This is a genomic window from Methylobacterium sp. WSM2598 (genome assembly GCF_000379105.1).
Classification (GTDB): Bacteria; Pseudomonadota; Alphaproteobacteria; order Rhizobiales; family Beijerinckiaceae; genus Methylobacterium.
In genome coordinates this window covers 1110009-1134571 of the sequence record NZ_KB900609.1, presented here as the reverse complement: position 1 = coordinate 1134571, position 24563 = coordinate 1110009, and the positions used below count along the sequence as shown (strand labels likewise).

General features: G+C 73.7%; 20 protein-coding genes. 12 read left to right on the top strand and 8 right to left on the bottom strand.

Going from position 1 to position 24563, the window contains the following annotated elements; all coding sequences use genetic code 11:
* The first annotated feature begins 2 nt into the window (after positions 1–2).
* From MET2598_RS0105475 to MET2598_RS0105465, 3 genes are all read left to right on the top strand, one after another.
* Complete coding sequence (locus MET2598_RS0105475; protein WP_012333386.1) at positions 3–776, top strand: ABC transporter permease; 774 nt, start codon at positions 3–5, stop codon at positions 774–776.
* A 79-nt stretch (positions 777–855) separates the two neighbouring features.
* Positions 856–1893, top strand: coding sequence for an ABC transporter substrate-binding protein (locus MET2598_RS0105470; RefSeq protein ID WP_018260133.1), 1038 nt, complete (start codon positions 856–858; stop codon positions 1891–1893).
* Between the two features lie 6 nt (positions 1894–1899).
* Positions 1900–3375, top strand: coding sequence for an amidohydrolase family protein (locus MET2598_RS0105465; RefSeq protein ID WP_018260132.1), 1476 nt, complete (start codon positions 1900–1902; stop codon positions 3373–3375).
* Positions 3376–3484: 109 nt separating this feature from the next.
* Here the strand turns inward: MET2598_RS0105465 and MET2598_RS0105460 are convergent, their stop codons facing one another.
* A complete protein-coding gene (locus MET2598_RS0105460; RefSeq protein WP_018260131.1) occupies positions 3485–4225 on the bottom strand; it encodes a GntR family transcriptional regulator in 741 nt (246 codons plus the stop codon).
* 2006 nt (positions 4226–6231) lie between these two features.
* Positions 6232–6510, bottom strand: coding sequence for a hypothetical protein (locus tag MET2598_RS0105455; RefSeq protein WP_236728667.1), 279 nt, complete (start codon positions 6508–6510; stop codon positions 6232–6234).
* Positions 6511–7250: 740 nt separating this feature from the next.
* On the opposite strand from MET2598_RS0105455, the gene MET2598_RS0105450 reads away from it, so the two are divergent.
* From MET2598_RS0105450 to MET2598_RS0105425, 6 genes are all read left to right on the top strand, one after another.
* Complete coding sequence (locus tag MET2598_RS0105450; RefSeq protein WP_018260129.1) at positions 7251–8189, top strand: DMT family transporter; 939 nt, start codon at positions 7251–7253, stop codon at positions 8187–8189.
* Positions 8190–8337: 148 nt separating this feature from the next.
* Complete coding sequence (pepT, locus tag MET2598_RS0105445) at positions 8338–9561, top strand: peptidase T (protein ID WP_018260128.1); 1224 nt, start codon at positions 8338–8340, stop codon at positions 9559–9561.
* A 126-nt stretch (positions 9562–9687) separates the two neighbouring features.
* Positions 9688–10707 carry an adenylate/guanylate cyclase domain-containing protein gene (locus tag MET2598_RS0105440; protein ID WP_018260127.1) on the top strand — a complete coding sequence of 340 codons (1020 nt, stop codon included), beginning with the start codon at positions 9688–9690 and terminating at the stop codon, positions 10705–10707.
* A 27-nt stretch (positions 10708–10734) separates the two neighbouring features.
* Positions 10735–11868, top strand: coding sequence for an FAD-dependent monooxygenase (locus MET2598_RS0105435; RefSeq protein ID WP_018260126.1), 1134 nt, complete (start codon positions 10735–10737; stop codon positions 11866–11868).
* A 266-nt stretch (positions 11869–12134) separates the two neighbouring features.
* Complete coding sequence (gene adh, locus MET2598_RS0105430; RefSeq protein ID WP_012336432.1) at positions 12135–13655, top strand: aldehyde dehydrogenase; 1521 nt, start codon at positions 12135–12137, stop codon at positions 13653–13655.
* A gap of 110 nt (positions 13656–13765) precedes the next feature.
* The gene (locus MET2598_RS0105425) at positions 13766–14053 is read left to right on the top strand and encodes a hypothetical protein (protein ID WP_018260125.1); all 288 of its coding nucleotides are present in this window, start codon (positions 13766–13768) and stop codon (positions 14051–14053) included.
* 64 nt (positions 14054–14117) lie between these two features.
* On the opposite strand, the gene MET2598_RS0105420 is transcribed toward MET2598_RS0105425, so the two are convergent.
* From MET2598_RS0105420 to MET2598_RS0105400, 5 genes are all read right to left on the bottom strand, one after another.
* Positions 14118–15254: an FIST signal transduction protein gene (locus MET2598_RS0105420; protein WP_012333397.1), complete on the bottom strand. Its 1137-nt coding sequence runs from the start codon at positions 15252–15254 to the stop codon at positions 14118–14120.
* A gap of 151 nt (positions 15255–15405) precedes the next feature.
* Positions 15406–16368 carry an FAD:protein FMN transferase gene (locus MET2598_RS0105415; RefSeq protein WP_018260124.1) on the bottom strand — a complete coding sequence of 321 codons (963 nt, stop codon included), beginning with the start codon at positions 16366–16368 and terminating at the stop codon, positions 15406–15408.
* Positions 16365–18500 carry a 4Fe-4S binding protein gene (locus MET2598_RS0105410; RefSeq protein WP_018260123.1) on the bottom strand — a complete coding sequence of 712 codons (2136 nt, stop codon included), beginning with the start codon at positions 18498–18500 and terminating at the stop codon, positions 16365–16367. The genes MET2598_RS0105415 and MET2598_RS0105410 overlap by 4 nt, the downstream gene beginning before the upstream one ends.
* A gap of 50 nt (positions 18501–18550) precedes the next feature.
* The gene (locus tag MET2598_RS0105405; protein WP_018260122.1) at positions 18551–19525 is read right to left on the bottom strand and encodes a YVTN family beta-propeller repeat protein; all 975 of its coding nucleotides are present in this window, start codon (positions 19523–19525) and stop codon (positions 18551–18553) included.
* Positions 19525–20736, bottom strand: coding sequence for an ABC transporter substrate-binding protein (locus tag MET2598_RS0105400; protein ID WP_018260121.1), 1212 nt, complete (start codon positions 20734–20736; stop codon positions 19525–19527). Before MET2598_RS0105400 ends, MET2598_RS0105405 begins: the two co-directional genes overlap by 1 nt.
* A 322-nt stretch (positions 20737–21058) precedes the next feature.
* Between MET2598_RS0105400 and pedF the strand changes: the two genes are divergently transcribed.
* The 3 genes from pedF (at position 21059) to MET2598_RS0105385 (ending at position 24222) form a co-directional block, all read left to right on the top strand.
* Positions 21059–21493, top strand: coding sequence for a cytochrome c-550 PedF (pedF, locus tag MET2598_RS0105395; RefSeq protein WP_018260120.1), 435 nt, complete (start codon positions 21059–21061; stop codon positions 21491–21493).
* Positions 21494–21501: 8 nt separating this feature from the next.
* The gene (locus MET2598_RS0105390; protein WP_018260119.1) at positions 21502–22359 is read left to right on the top strand and encodes a substrate-binding periplasmic protein; all 858 of its coding nucleotides are present in this window, start codon (positions 21502–21504) and stop codon (positions 22357–22359) included.
* A 105-nt stretch (positions 22360–22464) separates the two neighbouring features.
* Complete coding sequence (locus MET2598_RS0105385) at positions 22465–24222, top strand: PQQ-dependent methanol/ethanol family dehydrogenase (protein WP_026190529.1); 1758 nt, start codon at positions 22465–22467, stop codon at positions 24220–24222.
* A gap of 75 nt (positions 24223–24297) precedes the next feature.
* Here the strand turns inward: MET2598_RS0105385 and MET2598_RS0105380 are convergent, their stop codons facing one another.
* Positions 24298–24558, bottom strand: a complete 261-nt coding sequence (locus MET2598_RS0105380) for a hypothetical protein (RefSeq protein WP_018260117.1) — start codon at positions 24556–24558, stop codon at positions 24298–24300.
* Positions 24559–24563 lie beyond the last annotated feature (5 nt).

The window sequence follows — 24563 nt, the reverse complement described above, 5'->3', positions numbered from 1 at the left end:
CCATGCCGGCCCTCCGCCTGCGGCAGCGCGGTCTCGCGCTCCTGATGATCCTCGGCTTCTTCGCCGCCTGGGAGGTGCTGTGCGTTGCCCTCGGCGTGTCGGATCTCGTCCTGCCGCGCCCGAGCCAGATCCTCGCCACCTTGGTCGCCCGCGCGCCGGTGCTCTGGCCGCACATGCTCCAGACCCTCGGCACGACGATGCTCGGCTTCGTCCTCGGCGTGCTCACCGGCCTCGTCATCGGGGCGGTGATCGGCGTCTCGCGGCTCGCCTACGACACCGCCTACCCGCTGCTGATCGGCTTCTCGTCCATCCCCAAGGTCGCGGTGGTGCCGATCTTCGTGCTGTGGTTCGGCTCCGGCACCGTCCCGGCGGTGCTCACCTCGCTGGTGATCTGCTTCTTCCCGATCGTCGTGAACATCGCCACCGGCCTCGCCACCACGGAGCCGGAACTGGAGGACGTGCTGAAGGCGCTCGGCGCCTCGAAGCTCGACATCCTGTGGAACGTCGGCCTGCCGCGCACGATGCCGTTCTTCTTCGCCTCCCTGAAGGTGGCGGTGACCTACGCCTTCGTGGGCACGGTCCTGTCCGAGACCGTCGCGTCGAACCGTGGCATCGGCAACGTGATGATGGCCGCCTCCTCGAATTTCGACGTGCCGCTCGCCTTCGCGGGCCTGTTCATCCTCGCCGGCCTCGGCATCGCCCTCTACGCCGCCTTCTCGCTGGTGGAGGCGCGGGTGACCGGCTGGGCGACGCGCAAGCGCGAGATCGCGGTCTGAGCGGGGCGGGCCGCCGCGCCGCGGCCGGCCCCACCACGGCAACACGGCGCCGGGGAGCGCCCAGAGGGGAGAGCCGACGATGATCCGACGTCTTGCCGCAATCCGGTATCTTGCCGCCACGCTGGTCCTGTGCCTCGCCGCCGGGACGGCGCTGGCCGACACCACGATCAAGTTCACCCTCGGCTGGAAGACGCAGGGGAGCGACGCGGCCTTCTTCCTCGCCCGCGACAAGGGCTACTTCAAGGAGGAGGGGCTCAGCGTCGTCATCGATCAGGGCGAGGGCTCGGGCGCGACCGTGACCCGCATCATGGGCGGCGCCTACGATGCCGGCTTCGGCGACATGAACGCCATCATCCAGAACGCGGCGACCCGCCCGGCCGACGCGCCCGTGATGGTCTACATGCTGTGGAACCAGCCGCCCTTCGCGATCGTCTCGAAGGCGGCGAGCGGCATCCGCGGCCCCAAGGATCTCGAGGGCCGGACGCTCGGCGGCGCCCAGGGCACCCCGACCACCCGCATGCTGCCGGTCTTCGCCAAGACCAACGGCCTCGATCTCGCCAGGATCAAGGTCAGCAACATGGCCCCGAACCTTCAGGAGCCGATGCTGCTCCAGGGCCAGATCGACGCCGCGCTGGTCTTCACGATCACGAGCTACTTCAACCTCGTGCTCAACCGGCAGGATCCGGACAAGGATTTCAACTGGATCTCGTTCGGCGATCACGGGCTCGATCTGTACTCGAACGGGGTGATGGTGTCGCGCAAGCTGCTGAAGGAGAACCCGAAGGCGGTGGCCGGCCTCGTGCGGGCGATCAACCGGGCGGTGGTGGAGATCGGCCGGGACCAGGATCTCGGCATGCAGGCCGTCGTGGCCTTCGACAACCTCGTCAACGCCGCGGTCGAGAAGCGCCGGCTGCAATTCTCCTACGAGACGCTGATCGTCTCGCCCGAGATGAGGGAGATCGGGGTCGGCGACCTCAAGGACGACCGGCTCGCGCGCGCCATCGCCCTGGTGGCGGCGGGCTACGACCTGCCGCGCCGGCCCGAGCCGGCCGAGGTGTTCAGCCGCGGCTTCCTGCCGCCGCGGGCCGAGCGGAGCCTCGACTACGTGAAGAAGTGACGCGCCGTGCGGATCGCGGGCGACGCGCTCCTCGGGCCGGACCTCGCCGCGGCGCCGGCCCGGGCGATCCGCATCGTGGGCGACCGGATCGCGGCGATCTCCGCGATCGCGGCGGATGCGCCGGGCGCAGCTGTCGGGCCGGGCGGGGAGGGGGGCCCGGCAGTCCCGGGCCGGCGCCTGGTGATGCCGGCGCTGGTGAACGCCCACGACCACGCCCGGCCCCTGTCCCTGACCTCCTTCGGCGCGGCCTTCCTGCCCCTGGAGACGTGGCTGCCGCGCTCGGCCCTGGCGACCCCGCCGGACGCCTACCTCGCCGCGGCGGCACCCCTCGCCCGGGCGGCGCGGGCCGGCTGCGCCGCCGTGATGGTGCACTACACCCGCCCGAGCGGCCGGCTCCCGCTCCTCGACGAGGCCCGGGAGGTGGCCCGCGCGGCCCACGACGTCGGCGTTCGCATGACCTTCGCGCTCGCCGTGCGCGACCGGAATCCCCTCGTCTACGGAGCCTCGGACGAGGTGCTGGACGACCTCCCGGCGGGGACCCGCGCGGCGATCGAGGCGGCCTTCCTGCGGCCGGCCCCGTCCCCGGCGGAGTACGTCGCCCTCACGGAGGCGATCGCGGCGGCGATCGAGGGGCCGACCGTGGCGGTCCAGTTCGGGCCGGCGGGGGTGCAATGGTGCAGCCGGCCGCTCCTCGAAGCCGTCGCGGAGCGCTCCGCCCTGACGGGCCGGCGCGTGCACATGCACCTCCTCGAAACCGCCGCCCAGCGCGACTGGGCGCGGCGCGAATACCCCCAGGGGATCGTGCGCTTCCTCAAGGAGATCGGCCTCCTCTCGGCGCGCCTGACCCTCGCCCACTGCGTCCATGCCGATGCCGAGGAGCGGGCGCTGATCGCGGAGGCCGGGGCCACGATCGTCACGAATTTCAGCTCGAACCTGCACCTGCGCTCCGGGATCGGCCCCTTCCGCGAGGCGCGGGCCCAGGGCTGCCGGGTCTGCCTCGGCCTCGACGGCCTCGCCTTCGACGAGGACGACGACATGCTGCGCGAGCTGCGCCTCGTGCAGGCGGTCCATGGTCCCTGGGGCTTCGCGGATGCGGACGACCGCCGCCGCTTCCTCGCGGCCGTGATCGCGGAGGGCCGCGCCAGCCTCGGGGCGCCGGGCCCCGGCCTGCTGGAGGCGGGCGCGCCGGTCGACCTGATGGTGCTCGACCTCGACGCCCTCGACCGGGACGCGATCCTGCCGGTCGACCCCCTCGACCTCGTCTTCGCGCGCGCGACCGCCGCCTATGTCCGCGACGTGGTGGTGGCGGGCCGCCGCGTCGTCGCCGACGGGCGGGTGACCGGGATCGACCTCCCGGCGGCCGAGGCCGAGCTGCGGGCGCGCTACCGCGGCGCCGTGCCGCGGGATCCGCTGCTGCGGGCCTGGCCGCGCTACGAGCGGGCCCTGCGCGCCTGGTACGCGCGGCGCATCGGCTGCGCCTGATCCGGTCGATGGCTTCGCCATCTCCCATTTCGGCCATGCGGATGTCGGCGTCGCTCAGGCGCCGCGCGGGCTCGCGATCCGGGATCGCTTGGATCGAGCGGATCCCGGATCACTCCTGCGCGTAGCGGCGCAGGATCTCGCTCAGGTCGCGGCTGCGCCCCGGCGGGTCGATCAGGGCGCGGGAGACCACCGCCGAGAGGTGCCCGTCCATCACGGCGACCGCGCGGGCCTCGTCGCCCGCCTCGAGCGCCGCGATGATCTCCCGGTGCTCGTGCACGCCGCATTCCGAGGAGTGCGGGCGGCTGTAGAGGGTGAGCGTCAGGCCGCAGCGCCACGCCGCCTCCCCGACGTAGCGCGCCAGCACCTCGCTCCCGGTCATCTCGGCGAGCAGCACGTGGAACTCGGTGGCGAGCCGCACCGAGTGCGGCTCGGATCCTCCCCGGGCGGCGTCCTCGCGGTCGGCATGCTCCTTCAGCCGCGCCACCTGCTCGGGCGTCAGCCGGCCGGCGAGCCGGGCGATGACCAGGCGCTCCAGGGCGCGGCGGATGTCGAAGATGTCCCCCGCCTCCTCCCAGCGGGGCCGCGCCACCCGCGCGCCGCGGTTGCGGCGCATCTCCACCAGCCCCTCGGCCGCCAGCTGGTGCAGGGCGTTGCGCACGATGGTGCGGCTCACGCCGAAGCTCGCTCCGATCGCGTCCTCGGGCAGCTTCTCGCCGGGCTTGAGCGCCTGCTCGATGATCGCGCGCCGCAGCGCCGCGTAGATCGCCGCTCCCCGGTCGCCGGCCGCGGCCGGTCTGCCGCGCGGAAGCCGCACGATCCGGGCCGCCGCGCCCGTTCTCTTTCCCGTCACGCCGTTCTCCGGGCTGAGGGCCGCCCGCCGCCATGATCCGGAAGCTCCGGCGGGTTTTCAAGGACGAAGCGGCCCGCCGCGCCCGGAGGATCGCCTCCCGCCGACGCTCTCCGCGCCGATCCGGGCGGGCGATGCCGGCCGGGGCGCGGACCCTGCCGCCCCGGTGCCGCGGCCGGTTGCCGGTCAGGGGAGGCCAGCCATGCGGCCGCGGCCGGCGGCGGGCGGAACTGTCGCGATCCCGCTCGTCGGACCCGCGGCGGGGGCCGCGGTGGGTCGCCACCGAGACGGAGGCCGCCTCCGCTGCGCGGCGATCGCGCGGACGAGCTTTCACCGGATTTAACCCCAGGCGAACGAACCAACGCGTGACCAGGGTCATTCGAACAGGCAACGCAATCCGTCGCGCGTTGTCATGGACCAAGTCAAACCTTTCAAATTCGCGACCAGATGGACTGGCGACCCGGAGCAGGCGCAAGAGAAGCGCTTGAGCGGCAGGGATTCTTGCTTCCTCCACATTGACTCCATGAGCCGGTCGGTCGAGGCGCTGGCCGTCTCGCGCGAGCTCCTGGCGCGGCCGCTCTTCGACGTGCCGACGGGTCGCGTGGTGCGTCGCCCTTCTCTCGCCCCCCCGAGGGCTGCCGCGATGGGGTGGCTGCGCAGCCGGCAGTTCCTCCACCTTTCCACCCAGACCGGGAGGCGAGCATGTCCCACGATGCGAGAAAGCCCGACCCTGAGGTGCCCCCTGCCTCGGATCCGACCGGGGCAGGGCCACCGCCTCCGGGGGCCAAAGTTCGCCCTGACGGCAAGGTCACCTCGGGGGTTGGAACCCCTCGGGCCAAAACTCAATCAGCATGACTTGTGATCCGGGATCCGGCTGATCACAGCGGGTCCCGGATCACGAGCCCGCGCGGCGCCTGAGCGACGCCCACTTCCGCCATCCCGAAGGCATCGAGCGGATCGGGGAGGAGCGCGACGGCGACCGAGAGCGCTCCGGCCTCGGCCTCGGCAGGCCCACCGCCGTGCCGTCAGTGCCCGTCATCTGCATTCAGCCCCGGGGCTGGCGGCGGGAGACACACCATGGCGGCCTCCGATCCCGATCTGCCTAAGGCCCGTCCGCCGCCCTGACCGGGACATCGTGCGCGAGCATTACCAGCCCTCGCGCTGCTGCGCGCTTCCGGAGGGCTATTGCTGCACGGACAAGCAGACGCGGGACGGTAAGCGCCAGATCATGGCTCTGCTTGCCTGGGCCGGGCCGGAGCCCCTGCCACGCCCGGCCGCCCGTCGCGGCCCGAGCGCGACGGGAGAGCCGGCTGGCTGGCGACGTGGCCTGATCAGCAGATCTCAGGCCCGCCGCGCCGGCGGGATGGCCGTCCGGATCGCCTTTCGCCTCCGGCCCTCAGGTCTGATCCGCATACGGAGGAACCTCGACGAGCGTTCCGATCAAGCGAAGCAAGGCTTGCTGTTCCGGCTTGCCCGTTCCGTCTGCCAAGAAAGCTCCCAGCTCGATATGACTGCGCTTTCCTCCGGAGGGCCCGTTAGGCTGGTGAATGATGAATGCCCTGCCGTTCTGCGGCTCTCGGCCAAGGTACCAAGTGTCCCCGCTCGGGCTTCGGTAGAGTTCTCGGCGTTCCGACATCAGAAATGCCTCCTGGCTGGTCCCGAGCGTATGCCAGCCGGCGTCGGATCGCGAGGGAACGGCAGGGGAACGGCCGCGGCGCGCGCGCGGCTCCACGAGGCGGATCGAGACGCTGCCGGATCGGAGCAGAGGATGGCAGGGACGGCGCGCGCCGTTCACCCGGCGGGGTTCTTCGGCCGGTCGGACGCGGCCTGCGCGCCCGTCCGTCGAAGTCTTCCAGCCACTCCTCGCGCTCCTCGAAGCCGAGCGGGCAGGGGCACGCATCTCGGGGCTCGCCACGCTGGCGGGCCCGGGCCCCTTCCGCGGGGCGATCGGGCAGGGAGCCCAAGGATCGGGACCGCTGGTCCGCATGCATGCGCTCGACGCGCGCAAGCTACCGGGAGCTCATCGACCCTCGGCCGAGGATTCTGTCCCGTCCCGCCTCCGGCGCAAGGACGTGCGGGTCGCGCGTGACCAGAGCGCCGGCAGCGGCCGACATTTGCAGCGCTTTGATCCGCAACGCGCGGCCCACGCCGCTGATCGCCTCAGCCCTGGAGGCATTCCCGCAGCCATGCAACTGCCGGGCGATTTCGGCGCACTCGCCGGCAAGGGCGTTACCGAGCGCCGCGGCCTCGACCAGGGCAGCGTGCAAGTCGCGAACGTTCTCGTCCATCAGCGCCACCAAGCCCGCGGGATCGCGCCCCGGTGGCCAACGCTTGAACTCCCACACCCGGGTCCGATGATGTCTCCCCACCGTCCGCCTCGACGCGTGGCGACGGCGCAGACCGGCGGCTCCGGAGCCCCTTCCTGCCGCGCTGAGCGGGCCGCTGGCGGCTGTTCTCTTCGCATAAGGGAACGCGTCGACGCTCTACGGACGGCGTCGACCTCGCCTCAGCGCCGCCCATCCTCGACGAGCGAGATCAGCGAGACTGAACCACACGAGGATGACGCCCAGTCGCAGAAGCCTCCGCCAGCGCGGCGCCTGCGATGGCGTGGGAAGATCGGTCGGCACGTGGGGGTACCTCTGTGCCGCACTCCGCGTGCCCTCCATCCGTAACACCGAGATCACCGGAAACCTAATGCGCAGCCCCGGCACATTCCGAGCAGCGTGACCGTGTGCGAGCCCAGCCGATCGGCCTCGGGCCCGAACGCGTCCCCGGAGCGATGGTGGTCCTCCGGGGTGGTTGCCCACTCGTCAGGCCGGAAGCCGGGGCAGGGCGGCTGGCCGGGCGAGAGGCCGGCCAGGCCGCGGGACCACGCGCGGAGGGTGGGGCGAGGGACGCGGAATCGAGCCTTGCGGCACGGTCGCGGCGCGGCCGACCGGGGGCGAGCCCAGGTAGCGGATGCCCACGCCTTGGCCTATCGCCTTGTTCCCTGGCCCATCCGGCGGCCGGAGGGCGAATGAGAACGGCCATGCGTGAATCCTGGCGCCCGAAATCCGGGGTTTCCGGCGGAAGAGACGGCGCCTTTCGGGCCTACGCGCTCCTCACGCTCACCGCCCTGATCTGGGCCGGCAACGCCGTGGCGAGCAAGTGGGCGGTGGGCGAGGTCTCGCCGCTCGCGCTGACCAGCCTGCGCTGGCTCGTCGCCTGCGCGGTCCTGGCGCCCTTCGCGGCCCGACGGGTCGCCCGCGAGTGGCGCCTGCTGCGCCCGGCCTGGCTGCGCATCCTGCTGATGGGCGGCTGCGGCTTCACGGTCTTCAACGCCCTGTTCTACGCGGCGGGCGCCGCCACCACGGTCACCAACATGGCCCTGTTCCAGGGCGCGATGCCGGTCGTGGTGCTGGCCTGCAGCTTCCTCGCCTACCGCACGCCCGTCACGCGCATCCAGGTGCTCGGCGTCCTCGTGACCTCCCTGGGCGTGGTCGTCGCGGCGACGCACGGCGACCTCGCGGTGCTGCGCACCTTCGCGTTCAACCGGGGCGACCTGCTCCTGCTCCTCGCCTGCCTGCTCTACGCCGGCTACACGGTCGCGCTGCGGGCGCGGCCGGCCGTGTCGGGGGCGACCTTCTTCGCCGCGCTGGCCCTCGCCGCCCTGCTCACCTCGCTGCCGCTCCTCGTCGCCGAGTGGGCGGCCGGGCGCCTGATCTGGCCGAGCGCCGCGGGCTGGGCGATCATCGCCTTCGTCGGGCTGGGGCCGTCGCTGATCTCGCAGCTCTTCTTCATGCGCGGCGTCGAGCTGATCGGGCCGAACCGGGCGGGCATCTTCGTGAACCTCGTCCCGGTCTTCGGGGCGGCGCTGGCCGTCACCGTGGCCGGGGAGCCGTTCCGGCTCGACAACGCCGTCGCCCTCGCCCTCGTCCTCGGCGGCATCGTCATTGCCGAGCGGCTGGGGCGCGGCCGCGGGGCGTGAGCCCCGGGGACGGCATCGCCGCCCCCCGCCCGGCACGGGTCCGGCGCCTTCGGGCCTCAGCGGTGGCAATGGTCGCCACCGCTGAGGCCCGAAGGCGCGCCGAAGCGGTTATGCTCCCGGGCGCCCGCCCGGGCCGAGAGGAGCAACGATGAGCATTCGCGCGCAGCTGGTCGAGCGGTTCTTCCGCTATGTCGCGGTTCCGAGCCAGAGCGACGCCGCCGCGGCGACGCTGCCGAGCACGCCGGGCCAGCGCGACCTCGCGGCCCTGCTGGCCGCGGAGCTGCGCGAGATCGGGCTCGCGCGGGTGACCCTCGACGACGCCGCCATCGTGACGGCGCTGAAGCCCGGCACCCGGCCGGGCGCCCCGCGGATCGGCTTCGTCGCGCATCTCGACACGGTCGATGTCGGGCTCTCCCCGGTGATCCGCCCGCAGGTGCTGCGCTTCGACGGCCGCGACCTCTGCCTGAATGCCGAGCGGGACATCTGGCTGCGCGCCGCGGAGCACCCGGAGATCCTGCCCTGGCGGGGCCAGGACGTGATCGTCGGCGACGGCACCAGCGTGCTGGGGGCCGACAACAAGGCCGCCATCGCGGTGATGATGACGCTGCTGGCGACGCTGGGCCCGGCGGACGCGCACGGCGACATCCTCGTCGCCTTCGTGCCCGACGAGGAGATCGGGCTGCGCGGCGCCAAGGCCCTCGACCTCGCGCGGTTCGCCTGCGACTTCGCCTACACGATCGATTGCTGCGAGGTGGGCGAGGTCGTGCTGGAGACCTTCAACGCCGCCAACGGCGAGGTCGTGTTCACCGGGGTCAGCGCCCACCCGATGGCGGCCAAGGGCGTGATGGTCAACCCGCTGCTGATGGCGCAGGACTTCATCGCGCAGTTCGACCGGGCGGAGACGCCCGAGCGCACCGCGGGCCGCGAGGGCTATTACTGGTTCAGCGGGATGGTGGCGAACGACAGCGAGGCGCGGCTCCAGGTCCGGATCCGGGACTTCGACCGGGACGCCTTCGCGGCCCGCAAGGCGCGGGTGGAGCGGGAGGCCGCCCGCGTCGCCGCCCGCTACCCGACCGGCCGCGTGGCCTGCCGCCTGGACGACGTGTACGGCAACATCCGGGACTCGCTCGGGGACGACCGGCGGGCGGTGGACCTGCTGTTCTCCGCGCTGGCGGCGCTGGAGATCACCCCGAAGCTGATCCCGATGCGCGGCGGCACCGACGGGTCGGCCCTCTCGGCGCGGGGCGTGCCGACGCCGAACTTCTTCACCGGCGCCTGCAATTTCCACTCGCGGTTCGAGTTCCTGCCGGTTCCCGCCTTCGAGGCCTCCTTCGAGGTCGCGCGCACGATCTGCCGGCTCGCGGCCGCCTGAGGGCCCCGGCGGCCCTGGATCGGCCCGCATCCCACCCCGGCCTCGCGCGGCGTCGGACATGAACTCGCGCGCCGGGTGATGTATCGGGAGCGCGCTGCGCCCGCGGCGCGACCCGACAGGAGCCCGATGCCCTCGTCCCGACCCGGCTTCTGGATCGCCGCGCCCGCGCTGGGGGCGCTGGCGGGCCTCGCCTACGCGGCCCTCTCGGGCACCGGCCCGCTCTCGGAGCCGGCGCTCCGGGGCGCCCTGATCGGGTCGCCGATCCTGTTCTACGAGCGCGGGCTGCTGCTCGCGGCCTGGCGCGACCGGGTCCGCCGGGCCGCCACGCCCCTCTTCGCCGCGGCCACGGTCGCGACCTACGTGGCGATGATCGTCCTCGGCAACGCGGCCGCCGGGACGCTGCTGCACCACGTCTTCGGCCTGATGCCGAGCGCCCGCGCCGCCATGATGATGTCGCGGACCGGCTTCCTCTACGCGCTCGCGATCTCGGTGCTGATCGCCTTCGTGTTCCGCGTCCGCGACCTGATCGGCCCGCGGGTCTTCGCCAACCTGCTGATCGGCCGCTACCACCGGCCGATCAGCGAGGAGCGCATCTTCCTGTTCCTCGACGTGTCCGGCTCGACGCGCTTCGCCGAGGAGCGCGGCGACCTCGCGGCGCAGCAATATCTCGGCGAGATCTTCAGCGCGCTCGCCCTGCCGGTCCATCGCTCGCGCGGCTCGATCGACGACTATGTCGGGGACATGGCCCTGGTGAGCTGGACCCTGGCGCAGGGCAGCCGCGACGCCGCCTGCCTGCGCTGCGTCTTCGATTTCGCCGCCCGCCTCGCCGCGGACGCCGCCTCCTGGGAGTCGCGGTTCGGTCAGGTGCCGGGCTTCCGCGCGGCCCTGCATTGCGGCTCAGTCGTCACCGCCGAGATCGGCCTGGAGCGGCACAAGATCGCGTATTTCGGCGACACCCTGAACACGACGAGCCGCCTCGAGGCGCTCGCCAAGGAGCTCGGGGTCACGGTGCTGGTCTCCGGCGACCTGCTCGACCGGCTCGGCCCGCTCCCGCCCGACCTCCTGGCCGAGGATCTCGGCGCGCATGCCCTGCGCGGCCGCCACGAGCCGCTCCGGGTCGCCTGCGTGCGCGCCCGGCCGGCGTGAGGCCGCGGATCCGAGAAAGGCACCCCGATGAACCCTGAGACGGCGGACCGAGTCCTGATCGGCGGCGGCGGCATCGCGGGCCTCGCCGTCGCGCGGGCCCTGCACCGGCGCGGCATCCCCTCGCTCACCCTGGAGCGGCGGGACGAGCCGGCCGCGGCCGGGCTCGCCATCAACCTGCCGGGCAACGCGGTCCAGGCCCTGGACGCGCTCGGCCTCGGGGAGGAGCTGCGCGGTCTCGGCCAGCCCCTGGCGCGGCGCGAGTACCGCGACGCGGCGGACCGCCTGATCTTCCGCGTCGACGAGGAGGCGTTCTGGGGCGCGCGGGCGCGGCCCCGCTGCCTGCGGCGCGCCGACCTCCTGCGCCTGCTGCGGCGCGGCCTGCCGGAGGAGGCGGTGCGGCAGGGGCGCGGCCTCGCGGCGGTCCGGCAGGATCCGGGCGGCGTCGCGGCGGTGCTGAGCGACGGCACGGCCGAGACGGGCGGCCTCCTGGTCGGGGCGGACGGCGTGCACTCGACCGTCCGCCGGGCCGTGTTCGGGGGCGCGGCGCCCGAGGCGGCGCGCCTCGCCGGGGCGAGCTGGCGCTTCATGATCCCCAATCCGGGGGTCGAGGCCTGGACGCTCTGGAGCGGAGGGGGCGGCCTCTTCCTGCTCATCCCGGTCGACCGGGGCGAGGCCTACGGCTGGGTCGCGGTGACCGGCGCCGCGCCGGCGGGCGACGCCCTCGGATCCGTCGCGCCCGTCTTCGCCCGCTTTCCCCGGCGGGTGCGCGAGGCGCTCGCGGCCGCGCTCGCGCGGCCGTCCTCCCTCCATCACTCGCCGCTGGAGGAGGTGCGCGCGCCGCGCTGGCACGCCGGCCGGGTGCTGCTGGCGGGGGATGCGGCGCACGCGACCGCGCCGGTCTGGGCGCAGGGGGCCGCCCTCGCCCTGGAGGACGCGCTGGTCCTGGCGCGGGTGCTGGACCGCCCGGCGGCGTGGGGCGAGGCCGGCGCCGCCTACGAGCGGCTGCGGCGCCCCCGCGTGGCCCACGTGCAGGCCATGACCGACCGGATGTCGCGCGCGGCCCGGATGCCGGATCTGGCGAGGCGCCTGCTCCTGCCCTTCCTCGGGCCGCGCAGCTACCGGGCGACCTATGGGCCCCTGCGCCGGCCGGTCACCGGCTGAGCGCCGCCGCGCGCTGTCGCAACCTGCGACAGCCGCAACAGCTGTCGCAGCTTCGGCCGCGCGACCGCCCGCGACCCGGCCGGGACCCAACCCGGGTCTTGCCCGGCACGCTCCCCGCATGACCCCGCGGCCGTGAAGCATTGCCAGGGACTTACCGCGTCGCAAGATCCGGCGGCGGGGCGGCGGCGGCGGCCTGGCACGCGGGCTGCTCAGGACAGGACGGCTCGCCCCGCACCCGACGAGGGCGAGGATCCTGGGAGGACACCATGAACAAGCCGGAATTCCTGCGCGGCCAGACCGCCTCGCCGTTCGCGGCGCGCTACGACAACTTCATCGGCGGGCAGTGGGTGGCGCCGGCGGCGGGCCGCTACTTCGAGAACACGTCGCCGCTCACCGGGCGGCTGATCTGCGAGGTCGCCCGCTCCGACGCCCAGGACATCGAGCGCGCCCTCGACGCCGCCCACGCCGCCAAGGACGCCTGGGCCCGCACCGCCCCGGCCGAGCGCGCCCGCATCCTCACCAGGATGGCCGACCGCATGGAGGACAACCTCGACCTGCTGGCGCTGGCCGAGACCTGGGACAACGGCAAGCCGATCCGCGAGACCACCCACGCCGACATCCCGCTGGCCATCGACCATTTCCGCTACTTCGCCGGCTGCGTGCGCGCCCAGGAGGGCTCGCTCTCCGAGATCGACCACGACACCGTCGCCTACCACTTCCACGAGCCGCTCGGCGTGGTCGGCCAGATCATCCCGTGGAACTTCCCCATCCTGATGGCGGTCTGGAAGCTCGCCCCGGCCCTGGCGGCCGGCAACTGCGTGGTGCTCAAGCCCGCCGAGCAGACCCCGGCCTCGGTCCTGGTCCTGGCCGAGATCATCGGCGACCTGCTGCCGGCCGGCGTGCTCAACATCGTCAACGGCTTCGGCCTGGAGGCGGGCAAGCCGCTGGCCTCCTCGCCGCGCATCGCCAAGATCGCCTTCACGGGCGAGACCTCGACCGGGCGGCTGATCATGCAGTACGCCAGCCAGAACCTGATCCCGGTGACGCTCGAGCTGGGGGGCAAGTCGCCCAACATCTTCTTTGAGGACGTGATGGCGCGGGACGACGCGTTCCTGGACAAGGCGCTGGAGGGCTTCGCGATGTTCGCCCTCAACCAGGGCGAGGTCTGCACCTGCCCGAGCCGGGCGCTGGTGCAGGAATCGATCTACGAGCGCTTCATCGAGAAGGCGGTGGCGCGGGTGGAGGCGATCCGGCAGGGCTCGCCGCTCGACCCGGCCACGATGATCGGCGCCCAGGCCTCGGGCGAGCAGCTGGCCAAGATCCTGTCCTACATCGACATCGGCCGCCAGGAGGGGGCGCAGCTGCTGACCGGCGGCGAGCGGGCGGTGCTGGCGGGCGAGTTCGCCGAGGGCTTCTACGTGAAGCCGACGGTGTTCCGGGGCCACAACCGGATGCGGATCTTCCAGGAGGAGATCTTCGGGCCGGTGCTGTCGGTGACGACGTTCAAGGACGAGGCCGAGGCGCTGGCGATCGCCAACGACACGCTCTACGGGCTGGGCGCCGGGGTGTGGACGCGGGACGGGACNCGGGCCTACCGNTTCGGGCGGGAGATCCAGGCCGGCCGGGTGTGGACGAACTGCTACCACGCCTACCCGGCCCACGCGGCGTTCGGGGGCTACAAGCAGTCGGGCATCGGGCGCGAGACCCACAAGATGATGCTCGACCACTACCAGCAGACCAAGAACCTCCTGGTCAGCTACTCGCCAAAGGCCCTCGGCTTCTTCTGAGACCCCGCTCCCCCGCCGGCCTTCGGGCCGGCGAGGATTTCGGGGAGCCGCGCGCCCGCGCGGCTCCCCCCCTTCCACGCCTTGGCAATTCCTCTCAGGTGAGCGCACCGATGGCGTTCCGGCCGAGCAATCCCTCCATCCCGACGAAACTCGAGCGCAAGGCCCTCCGCGCGCTGCTGCACGCGGAATGGGCGTCCATCGCGCAGGTCTATTCCGGCCCCAAGACCCACGCCGACCTCGTGGCGAAGGGCTGGATGGAGTACCTGCCCGGGTCCACCGACCGGGTGCGGATCACCGGCCCGGGGCGGGCCGCCTACAGCCGCCCGATCCCGGCCCGCGGCCAGCGCCGCCTCGACCGGCCGGCGGAGGGCGGGGCCTTCGCGATCCCGGGGCTCTGACGGCCGACGGCCCTTCGGGCGGGTCCATCAGCCACTCGGCCGGGGGGCGCCGCCCCGCGCCCCGTCACATCCGGCCGATCGCGATCCCCGTGAAGGTCTGGTTGAGGTGGGTCGATCGGTACTGCTCCCCGAACGTCTCGAAGCCGACCACACCGTACTTCCGATAGAGTTCCGAGATCGGGTGTCGGATCTGGTGCATCTCGGCGTCGAGCCGGCGCAGCACGCACTCGAAGCCGATCACGAGGTCGAGGCCGCCCAGGCGCGCGTCGAGGTCGACCAGAGCCTCCTCGGTCGAGGCCAGGAGGTCGCGCTGGCGCGCCAGAGTCAGCACCACCCCCTCGTCGATCGCGCAGAACAGGCCGAGCGAGCCGTCCGGGTTGAGGCGGCGGATCGCGCGGCAGAAATAGTCGCCCCCCACCCGCACCACCAGCGGGTGGGTCGCGAAGGTCATCGGCGAGAGCTCGCCCGGGCGCAGGCCGACCGCGCGCGCGTACTCGGCGGCCGCCGGCTCGGCGTTGAGCTCCCGCACCGTGCGGTTGGCCGCGTCGGTCTCGGTCACCACGAATTTCACCGGCGTCGGCTCGAAATTGTCGATCTTGAAGATCTCGACCGGGTAGGTCGTCTCCACGACCGCCACCACGGCGGCGTTGCGGTACGCCTGCCCGTCGTGGATCAGCGCGGTGCGCGAGAAGGTCAGGGCGTCGCCGGCCGAACCGCCCACCAGGGGGATGGCGTCGAGGCCCCAGGCCACCGCGGAGATGACCCTCTCCTCCGCGTGGGTGCGGCCGTCGATCAGCGACAGGGCGAAGCGGTGCAGCGGGACGGGGGCGGCCTGGCCGAGCCGCGCGCGCAGCCCGCGCATCGCCGCGACCGTCGCTTCCCCGTCGAGGCAATCGATGCCGGTGAGGACCGTCGAGACCACGCGGAAGCCCTCGCGCGGGAAGGCGACGGCGACGAGACCCCGCTCCAGGCCGCCCGCGGCGCAGATCTCTCCCGAGGCGGTGCAGCCCGCGACCCCGATGCCCGGAAACCGGGTCCGCAGCGCCTCGGCCAGGGCGGCGGCGTCGTATTCCGCGGAGAAGAACACCAGGAGGTGGCCGACCTCGTCCCGGTCGAGGGCGGCGGCGATGGCCTCGGCCGCCTGCGCGGCCCCGTCCGCCTCGGTCCACGCCGTCTGCACGCCGCAGGCATGCGCCCGCATCGGTCGTCCCGTGCCCACCAGGCCCCTCCCTGACGGAACCGGCCCGGGCCGATCCCCGCCGCGCGCCGGCCCGTCGGCCGCTCCGCTTCCGGCTTCGCCACAGGCTGCGCGAGAACGGCGGCCGCCGCAAGCCGGGCATGATCAGTTAAGATCAGATCTTTGCAATGAAATGTCCTGAACAACCGGAGTAACGGGCGAGCAGGGCCCGGGCCCCCGTCTCGCCCAGGACCATCGCGGCGGTCGACAGCCCGTCCGCCAGCAATCCCGACGGGGCCAGGACGGTGACCGAGGCGAGGTCGGGGGGCGAGGCGCGGGTGGCCGGATCGACGATGTGGTGGTGGCGGAAATCCGGCGTGAAGGCGGTGGCGTAGTCGCCCGAGGTCGCGGCGAAGCCCGCGAAGGGCGCGACCGTCGCCGCGAGGGTGCGGGCGCGCCGCGGATGGGCGATCCCGAGCCGCCACGCCGACCCGTCCGCCCGCCGGCCGGCCGCGCCCAGCTCGCCCGTGTCGATGAGGGCGTCCCGCACGCCGCGGCGCGCCAGGGCCGCCATCACCCGGTCGGCGGCGTAGCCCTGGGCGATCCCGTTCAGCGTCAGGGCCGCGCCCGGCCGGAGCAGGCGCAGGCTGTGCCCGTCGATCCGGACCTCGCGCCAGTCGACGAGGGCGCCGGCCCGCGCGAGGGCGGCGGGGGTCGGGCGCGCCCCGCGCGCCGCCGCCTCGGCCCAGGCCTGCCAGAGCGGCTGCACGGTCGGGTCGAAGGCCCCCGCGCTCGCCGCCGCGAGGTCGAGGGCGAAGCGCGCGAGCGCGAGCAGGTGCGGGTCGGCCCCGTCGAGCCGGCCCTCGCGGTTGAGCCGCGACAGGGCGCTGTCGGCGCGAAACAGGCTCGCGGCGCGCTCCACCGCCCGGATCTCCGCGAAGCCCTCGGCGAGGGCCGCCTCGAGGGCGGCCGCGTCCGGCCCCGCGAGCGTGAGCGACACGGTGGTCCCGAAGGCGAGCCCGGCCCGGCTCGCGGTGCGCAGCCCCCGCGCCCGGGCGAGGGCGAGGAGGCCGGCCCCGCCGAGCCCCGCGAGGGCCCCGGCGGCGCCGACGAGGAGGCGGCGCCGGCCCGGCCTCACGCCGTCTCGGCCGGGGCCGGCCGGGGCCGCGCCGGGTGCTTGTGGCCCGGGTACTTGCGGGCCGGATGCTTGCGCGCCAGGATCGCCGGCACGCATTGCCGGGGATCCTGGATGATCGTGACGCAGTCCATACACTGGAAGCACTCCGCGTAGTCGATGCGGCCGCTCGGCGCGATGGCGCCGTAGCGGCAGCGCACGCGGCAGAGCTGGCAGGGGCTGCCGCATTCGGGCCGGCGCGGGATCCAGTCGAGGAGCCGCAGGCGGCCGAGCAGCGCGAGGCCCGCGCCGAGCGGGCACAGGTAGCGGCAGAAACCCTTGTAGACGAAGAGGTTGAGGAGCAGGAGGGCGGCCGCGTAGGCGCAGAAGGGCGCGCCCCGGACGAAGCCGAGCGTGATCGCGGTCTTGAACGGCTCGGCCTCGGCCAGGGCATCCGCCAGGGGGGCCGAGAGGGCGGCGCTCGCCAGGATGGCGGCGAGGAGGAGGTGCTTGAGCCGGCGCAGCGCCCGGTCCGCGGCGGGGCCCGGGACGCGCGGGCGCAGGCGCAGGCGCAGGGGACGGGCGGCGGCGGCCGCGAGTTCCTGCAGCGCCCCGAAGGGGCACAGCCAGCCGCAGAAGGTGCCGCGGCCCCAGACCGCGAGCGTCGCCAGGGCGAAGCCCCACAGGAGGAGCGAGGGCGGGTCGTAGAGGAGGAAGCTGAGGTCGCCCGTGACCGTCGCGGCGCGCACGAGGCCGATCAGGGTGACGACCGAGAGCTGCGCCTGCCCCACCCAGCCGATCACCACGAGGGTGAAGGCGAGGTAGGCGAGGCGGAAGGCCGCGAAGGGCCGGGGACGGGCCGCGAGGCCGCGCGGGCGCGCGAGCACGGCGACCAGGAGGGCGAGGGCGGCGCCGATCAGCGCGAGGTCCGCCGCCCGCGCTCGCCACGGCTCGGTCCAGGTCGCGGGTTCCTCCGGCGCCTCCCGGACGAAGAGGTCGGGCGGCAGGGCGTAGTCGGCGGCGACCTCCCGGGTCGCGCGCTCGGGGAAGATCTGGCCCTTCTCGCGGGTGATCCGCAGGGTCAGGCTCCAGGGCGCCGAGGGGTCGAAGCCCGCCTCGGGGGCGATCCTCAGGATCGACCAGGGCCCCTCCGGCATGCCGGGCGGTCCGGCGCCGCGGCGCTCGATGGCGAGGTCGCGGGCGGTCACCCCGAGCCCGCGCTGGCCGAGGCCGAAGCGCTCCGGGATCGCGCCGAGCACGAAGTCCTCGCCGAGCGCGCTCCAGGCCCCGGCCGACAGGACTAGGACCGCGTGGGCGCCGGGGCCGATCTCGGCCATCAGCGCCGCGTGCCGCGCCTCGCCGAGCAGCGCGCGGCCGATGGTCGGCAGGTTGAGATAGGCGAGGTAGATCTCCGCGAAGGGCGCGTCGGGCGCGGCCGGCGCCGGGCCCTCGAAGCCCGATCCCGCGAAGGCCGCCTCGACGGCCCGGTGCGTGGGCGCGAAGCGCCGCACGAAGCCGCGGGCGAGGAGCGCGTCCCAGGTCAGGCTCTCGACGGGGCCGGGCCGCGCCTCGACGCGCAGGGCCGCGCTCTGGCCGGCGCCGAAGCCGAGCTTGGCGCGCGCCACGGCGAGGGAGGCGGCGAGCAGCGATTCGTTGATGACCCGGGTCGAGGCGGTCGCCATCGACACCCCGTCCACCGTGGAGGCGGGTGGGGCGCCGTTGGCCCGCGCGTTGGCGCGCCCGACCCGGATCGGCCGCCGGGCCGACATCCCCCCATATTGCGCGACGAAGGCGAAGAGCGGCCCCTCGCCGAGCCCTTCCAGGAAGACCGGCTCGCGGTGCGAGAGCACCCGCACGTCCCGGAAGCTGCCGTCGGGCGCCAGCGCGACCAGCAGGTTCGGCGGCGTGCCGCCGAAGCCCGGGATCGGCGCGAGGTCGGCCGATTCGTACGCGTAGGCGAAGACGTCGTAGCGGCCCGCCTCCTGCTTGAGGATCGGCCAGACCGGCAGGGCGTCGTCGCGCTCGCCGACCACGAGGGGAGGGGGGAAGAGCCGCTCCAGCCCGGCCCGGTCGAGGGTGCCGGCCCCGGCCGCGGCGGGGAGCCAGAGGGCGAGCAGCGGGGCGAGGAGGCGGATGGCGCGCCGCGCCGCCCTCACGGCCCGTGCGGGCCACGGCGGCGCCAGGGGGAGGCCGGCTGAGCCCCCCCTCACGGCGCGGCCCCGGTCGGGCGCACGGCGGCGCCCCAGGGATAGCGCCCGACCTTGACGCTGCGCAGGGCCCGGCGGGTCGCCACGTCGATCACCGTCACGTCGCCCGAGACGCCGTTGGTGGTGAACAGGCGGCCCTCGTCCTGCGTGAGCGCGAGGTGCCAGACCCGGCGCCCGACCAGGATGAAGCCCAGCACCTCGAAGGTCGCGGCGTCCACCACCGCCACGCGGTCGGCCGGGCCGAGCGCCACGAAGGCGAGGCGCCCGTCGCGGGTGAGCCGGATCCCGACCGGCTGGATCCGGTCCGGCGCCACGCCCCTGATCTCGAACCCGATCGTGCGGCGGACCCGGCGGGTCCCGACGTCGATCACCGCCACCGTGCCGCCGACCTCCGAGGAGACCCAGAGCGTCGCGCCGTCCGCCGTGAAGGCGGCGTAGCGGGGCCGCTGGCCGACCGGGGTGGCGTCGACGACGCGCAGCGTCGCCGCGTCGATCCAGTGGACCATGTTGGTGGTCTCCGAGGTCGTGACCGCGAGGGTCCCGTCCGGGCTCACCGCCATGCCCTCCGGCTCGATGCCGACGTCGATCTGGGCCAGCACCCGGCGCTCGGCCGCGTCCACCACCGTCGTGGTGGCGTTCTCCTCGTTGGCGATGAAGAGGCGGCGCCCGTCCGGGTGCAGGGCGAACTGCTCCGGGTCCTGGCCGGAGGGCAGGTTGTCGAGGAGCCGGCCGGTCTCGGGGTCGATCACCTGGACGGCGTCGGAATCGCTCGCGCAGACGAAGAGGCGGCGCCCGTCCCGCGAGAAGGCCACCCCGCGCGGCCGGCGCCCGACCGCGAAGGTGCGGACCACCTCGAGGCGCTCCGAATCGATCACCGAGACGGTGTTGTCGCGCTCGTTGGTGACGAAGACCTCCGCCCCGGGCGCCGCGCCCGCCCGGAGCAGCGCGAGGAGGCCTGCCGCGCGCCGCCGCATCAGCTGCCGCGCCGCGGGTCGCGCATCGCCCGGCAGGCGCTCTCGGGCTGGTCGAGGCCGAGCGTGTCGAGTTCGGTGCGCTGGTGGAGGAAGCCCGCGAGCGGCGCCGTCGCCGCGACGGCGCCGGGCCAGAGCAGGAAGACCGGCTGGCGCAACTCGCCGCTCCAGGGCCGGAAGCTCAACGCCCGCCCCTTGAAGCCGCCGAGTTCGAAGCGCCCGGACAGGAGCAGGTCGGCGATCGCGTCGGGATCGGCGCTGCGCAGTTGCGCGGCCGCCTCGCCGACCGCGTGCACGGCGAGCCAGCCCGCGTAATCGACCGCGTCCATCGGCCGGCCCGCGAGCTTGCGGAAGCGGGTCTGGAGCTGGGCCGCCGCCCAGGCCTCGACCGGCCGGCCCCAGGCCGTCGGGGTGAGCCCGTGCGTGCCGACGACGGGCCGCGGCGAGGCCGTGTTGTAGACGAGGCTCGCCCCGAAGGCGCCCGCCTCGTCGGCCACCGCCACCACGTCGTGCTCGGGCCCGCGCGAGGCGAGCGCCAGTTCCTGCGCGGCGGAATCGCGGATGTCGGCCCCCTGCGGGTCGAAGCGCGCCTCCGCCACCACCCGGGCCCCGAACTTGCGGGCGCTGCGGCGCAGGGACTCGGCGTAGAGCGCGTCCGCCGGGGCGGGCCCGGACAGGAGGAGGAGCCGGGTCCAGCGCTTGGCGACCAGGAACTGCACCAGGGCGTCGGTCAGCATCGCCCGGGAGGGCAGCAGGTGCAGCACCCGCGCCCGGCAATCCTGGTCGCGCAGGCGCGTGTCGGCGGCGCCGATGTTGAGGAAGACCGTGCCTCCCGCCGCCTCCGCGTCGGCCAGCGCCAGGAGGTCGCCCGCCGGGGCGTTCACGACCACGAAGCGCGGCGCCTGCGCGGCGAGGATGCGCGAGAGCGCCGCGCGGATGTCCTCGCCCGGCCCGACCACGGTGCTGTTCAGGGAGAAGCCCAGGCCCACGAAGCGCCCCGTCGCCTGCGCGTCGCGCAGACCGAGTTCGGCGCCGCGCAGACCCTGGTCCTCGGGGACCGGCTCCTCGTTGTTGAGCGGGACCGGGCGGTCCACCCGGCGCTCCAGGTAGTGGACGGCCACCACGGCCTGCGCGGCGGCGGCGAGGCCCGTGGACAGGAAGGCGACGGCCCCCGCCAGCAGCAGGCGCGCCGCGCGAAGGCCGGTGCCTCGCATCGCTGCATCTCCTCGCGGCGGTCGTGCCGCCTCGTGCCCCGCAGGATAGGCCGCCCGGCCCAGACGAGCCACTTGGACCAAAAGTTAAACACTGAATTGTACCAAAGGTTGAACAGTCTAGATTGCTATTGATTTGGTACATGAAAGCATTATGGTCGCAGCCAGGCCGCTTTGTCGGCCGGATGAAGACATCCAGCGTGCAGAACTGAGAATCAAGTGCGGTCCCGCCCGGCGCTCCCGGAGCGGCCGAGGACGGGCCGAAGCATGCGATCACGCTCCGTGGTCGCCGGGGATGAACTCACCAAGGAAGAGGTTGAGACCGATGCGGATTCCGCCGATCGCCCGCCGCACCCTGCTGGCCGCGGCCCTCGCGGCCGCGAGCGCAAGCGTCGTCCACGGCCACGGGGACGTGCAGCCGCAGCCGGTGGACACCAAGGGCCTGCCGGCGCTCGGGCCGGACCTGCTCGCCGAGAATCCCTACCGGGGCAATCCCAAGGCCGTGGAGATCGGCTACTCGGGCTACACCCAGAACTGCGCCCGCTGCCACGGCCTGGAGGTGATCTCCGGCGGCCTCGCGCCCGACCTGCGCAGGCTCGAGACGGGCAGCGAGGGCGACGCGTGGTTCATGGAGCGGATCCAGAACGGCGCCATGATCAACGGCACCTACAAGATGCCGCCGTTCCGGGACGCGCTCTCGCAGGAGGCGATGTGGGCGATCCGCTCCTACATCGAGTCCCGCCACGTGGACGAGGGGTGAGCGGGGCGATGCGCCGCCTCGTCCTCCTCGCCGCCCTGTCCGCCGCCCTGTCCGCCGCCCTGGCGGCGCCGGCCGCCGCCCGCCCCCTCGACGACGTGGTCGCCTCGGGCACGCTGCGGGTCGCGGTCTACCGCGAGAACGCCCCCTTCTCGGATGACGGCGCGGCCGGGCCCGCGGGGATCGAGGTCGACCTCGCCCGCCGGATCGCCGAGCGCCTCAAGGTCGCCCTCGACCTGCGCCTCGTCGAGGCGGGCGAGAGCGTCGACGGCGACTTCCGCCTCAACCTCTGGCGCGGCGACCTCGCCGGCACGGCCCTCGCCGACCTGATGCTGCACGTGCCGACCGACCGGCAGCTCGCGCTGCGCAACGCGCAGGTCTTCTTCACCCTGCCCTATTGCGAGCAGCGCGTCGCCTTCGCGTATCGCCGGGACAGGGTGGAGGCCTTCGATTCCCTGGCGGCGAGCGAGGCCAACCCGGTCGCCGTCGAGGGGACCAGCGCCGCCGACACGCTGCTGATGCTGGCCGAGGGCGGGCGGCTGCGCGCCCATATCCGCCACTTCCGCAGCTTCGAGGCGGCGGCAACGGCCTTCCTCGCCGGGGAGGCCCCGGTGCTCGGCGGCACGCGGGCGGCGATCGAGGGGGCCCTGCGCGCGGCCGGCCCGAAGGCCGAGGGCGTCGCCGTCACCGAACTCGCCGTGCCGGGGCCGGTGCGCACCCGCTGGGCGATCGGCGGCGCCGTGCGCCAGGATTCCCGGGACCTCGCCTACGCGGTCGGCGACGCGCTGGCCGCCCTCGCGGCGAGCGGGGAGATGCAGGCCCTGTTCGCCCGGCACGGCGTCACCTTCACGCCCCCGTCCGACGACTGACCGGAGGGAGGGCGACACGGGCGGTCGCCGCGGCGGCCGCCGCGCAAGCTTCACTCGCCCTGCGCACGAGAACGGGCGGCAGGGTCTCGCGGAGGAGGACACATCATGCGATTACGTGCGATTTTGTATACGACGGCGGGCGCGCTGGCGCTGATGCTCGGCGCCGCCCGGGCCGAGGGCGTGACGGACCAGGACATCGCCAACGACGCCAAGACCCCGGGCGACGTCGTCACCTACGGGCTCGGCCTGCAGGGCCAGCGCTACAGCCCCCTCAAGGCCCTGACCCGGGACACGATCAAGGGCCTCGTCCCGGCCTACTCGTTCTCGTTCGGCGGCGAGAAGCAGCGCGGCCAGGAGAGCCAGGCGCTGGTGCACGACGGCGTGATCTACGTGACCGGCTCCTACAGCCGCGCCTTCGCCATCAACGCCCGCACGGGCGAGAAGATCTGGGAGTACAACGCCCGCCTGCCGGAGGGCATCCTGCCCTGCTGCAACGTCGTCAACCGCGGCGGCGCGCTCTACAAGGACCGGTTCTACTTCGGCACCCTCGACGCCAAGCTGGTGGCGCTCGACGCCAGGACCGGCAAGGTGATCTGGCGCAAGGACATCGACGATTACAAGGCCGGCTACTCCTTCACGGCGGCGCCGATGATCGTGAAGGGCAAGATCATCACGGGCGTCTCGGGCGGCGAGTTCGGCGTGGTCGGCCGGGTCGAGGCGCGCGACGCCGAGACCGGCGAACTCGTCTGGTCGCGGCCGGTGATCGAGGGCCACGTCGGCACCCTCCACGGCAAGCCCTCGACCATGACCGGCAAGGTCAACGAGAGCTGGCCGGGCGACACCTGGAAGTTCGGCGGCGGCGCGACCTGGCTCGGCGGCACCTACGACGCCGAGACCAACCTGATCTACTACGGCACCGGCAATCCCGGCCCGTGGAACAGCGCGACGCGGCCGGGCGACAACAAGTGGTCGTCGTCGCGGCTGGCGATCAACCCGGATACCGGCGAGATCGTCTGGGGCTTCCAGACCACCCCGCACGACGGCTGGGACTACGACGGCGTCAACGAGTTCATCCCCTTCGACCTGCACAAGGACGGCAAGGTGGTGAAGGCGGGGGCGACCGCCGATCGCAACGGCTTCTTCTACGTGCTCGACCGCGCGAACGGGACGTTCCTGAGCGCGATGCCGTTCGTGGCGAAGATCAGCTGGGCCAAGGGCATCGACGGCGACGGGCGGCCGATCTACGACCCGGCCTTCCGCCCCTCCGACCCGTCGCAGTCGCAGGACGGCAAGAAGGGCAGCACGGTCTTCGCCGTCCCGAGCTTCCTCGGCGGCAAGAACTGGATGCCGATGGCCTACAGCCCGGACACCAAGCTGTTCTACGTGCCCTCGAACGAGTGGGGCATGGACCTGTGGAACGAGCCGGTGGCCTACAAGAAGGGCGCCGCCTATCTGGGCGCCGGCTTCACCATCAGGCCGGTCTTCGAGGACCATATCGGCTCGCTCAAGGCGATCGATCCGGCGACCCAGAAGGTGGTGTGGGAGTACAAGAACAAGGCGCCGCTGTGGGGCGGCGTGCTGACCACGGGCGGCGACGTCGTCTTCACCGGCACGCCGGAGGGCTACCTCAAGGCCTTCGACGCGAAGACCGGCGAGGAGGTCTGGAAGTTCCAGCTCGGCACCGGGGTCGTGTCCTCGCCGATCACCTGGGAGCAGGACGGCGAGCAGTGGATCGGCGTCGCGGCGGGCTGGGGCGGCGCGGTGCCGCTCTGGGGCGGCGAGGTGGCGAAGTCCACGGCCGGCATCACCCAGGGCGCGAGCTTCTGGGCCTTCCGCCTGCCCAAGCAGCTCGCCGCGCGCTGAGGCCGTGGCGGGAGCCGGCCGGGCGGCCGGCTCCTCCGCCGCGCGGGAGCAGCGATCCCGCGCGGCCGAACGCGCTCACCGCGCGACGACGGGTCCCGGATAGACGACCCGCACCGCGCGCCGCGGCTCGCCGGAGGGCATCGCCTTGGGCCCGGCCGCGCGCGGTGCGGCGACCGGGTGGCTTACCGCGGCCGGCGCCGAGGGTGACGAGATGGCCGGCTCGGGGGCGAGGGTCAGGCCGGCCAGCAGCGCCGTCACAGCACCGACGGCCCCGAGCAGCCCGATCGAGATCGCCGAGCGGCTCGGGCCGGGAATCGTGAGGGCGATGCGGGTCATGGAAG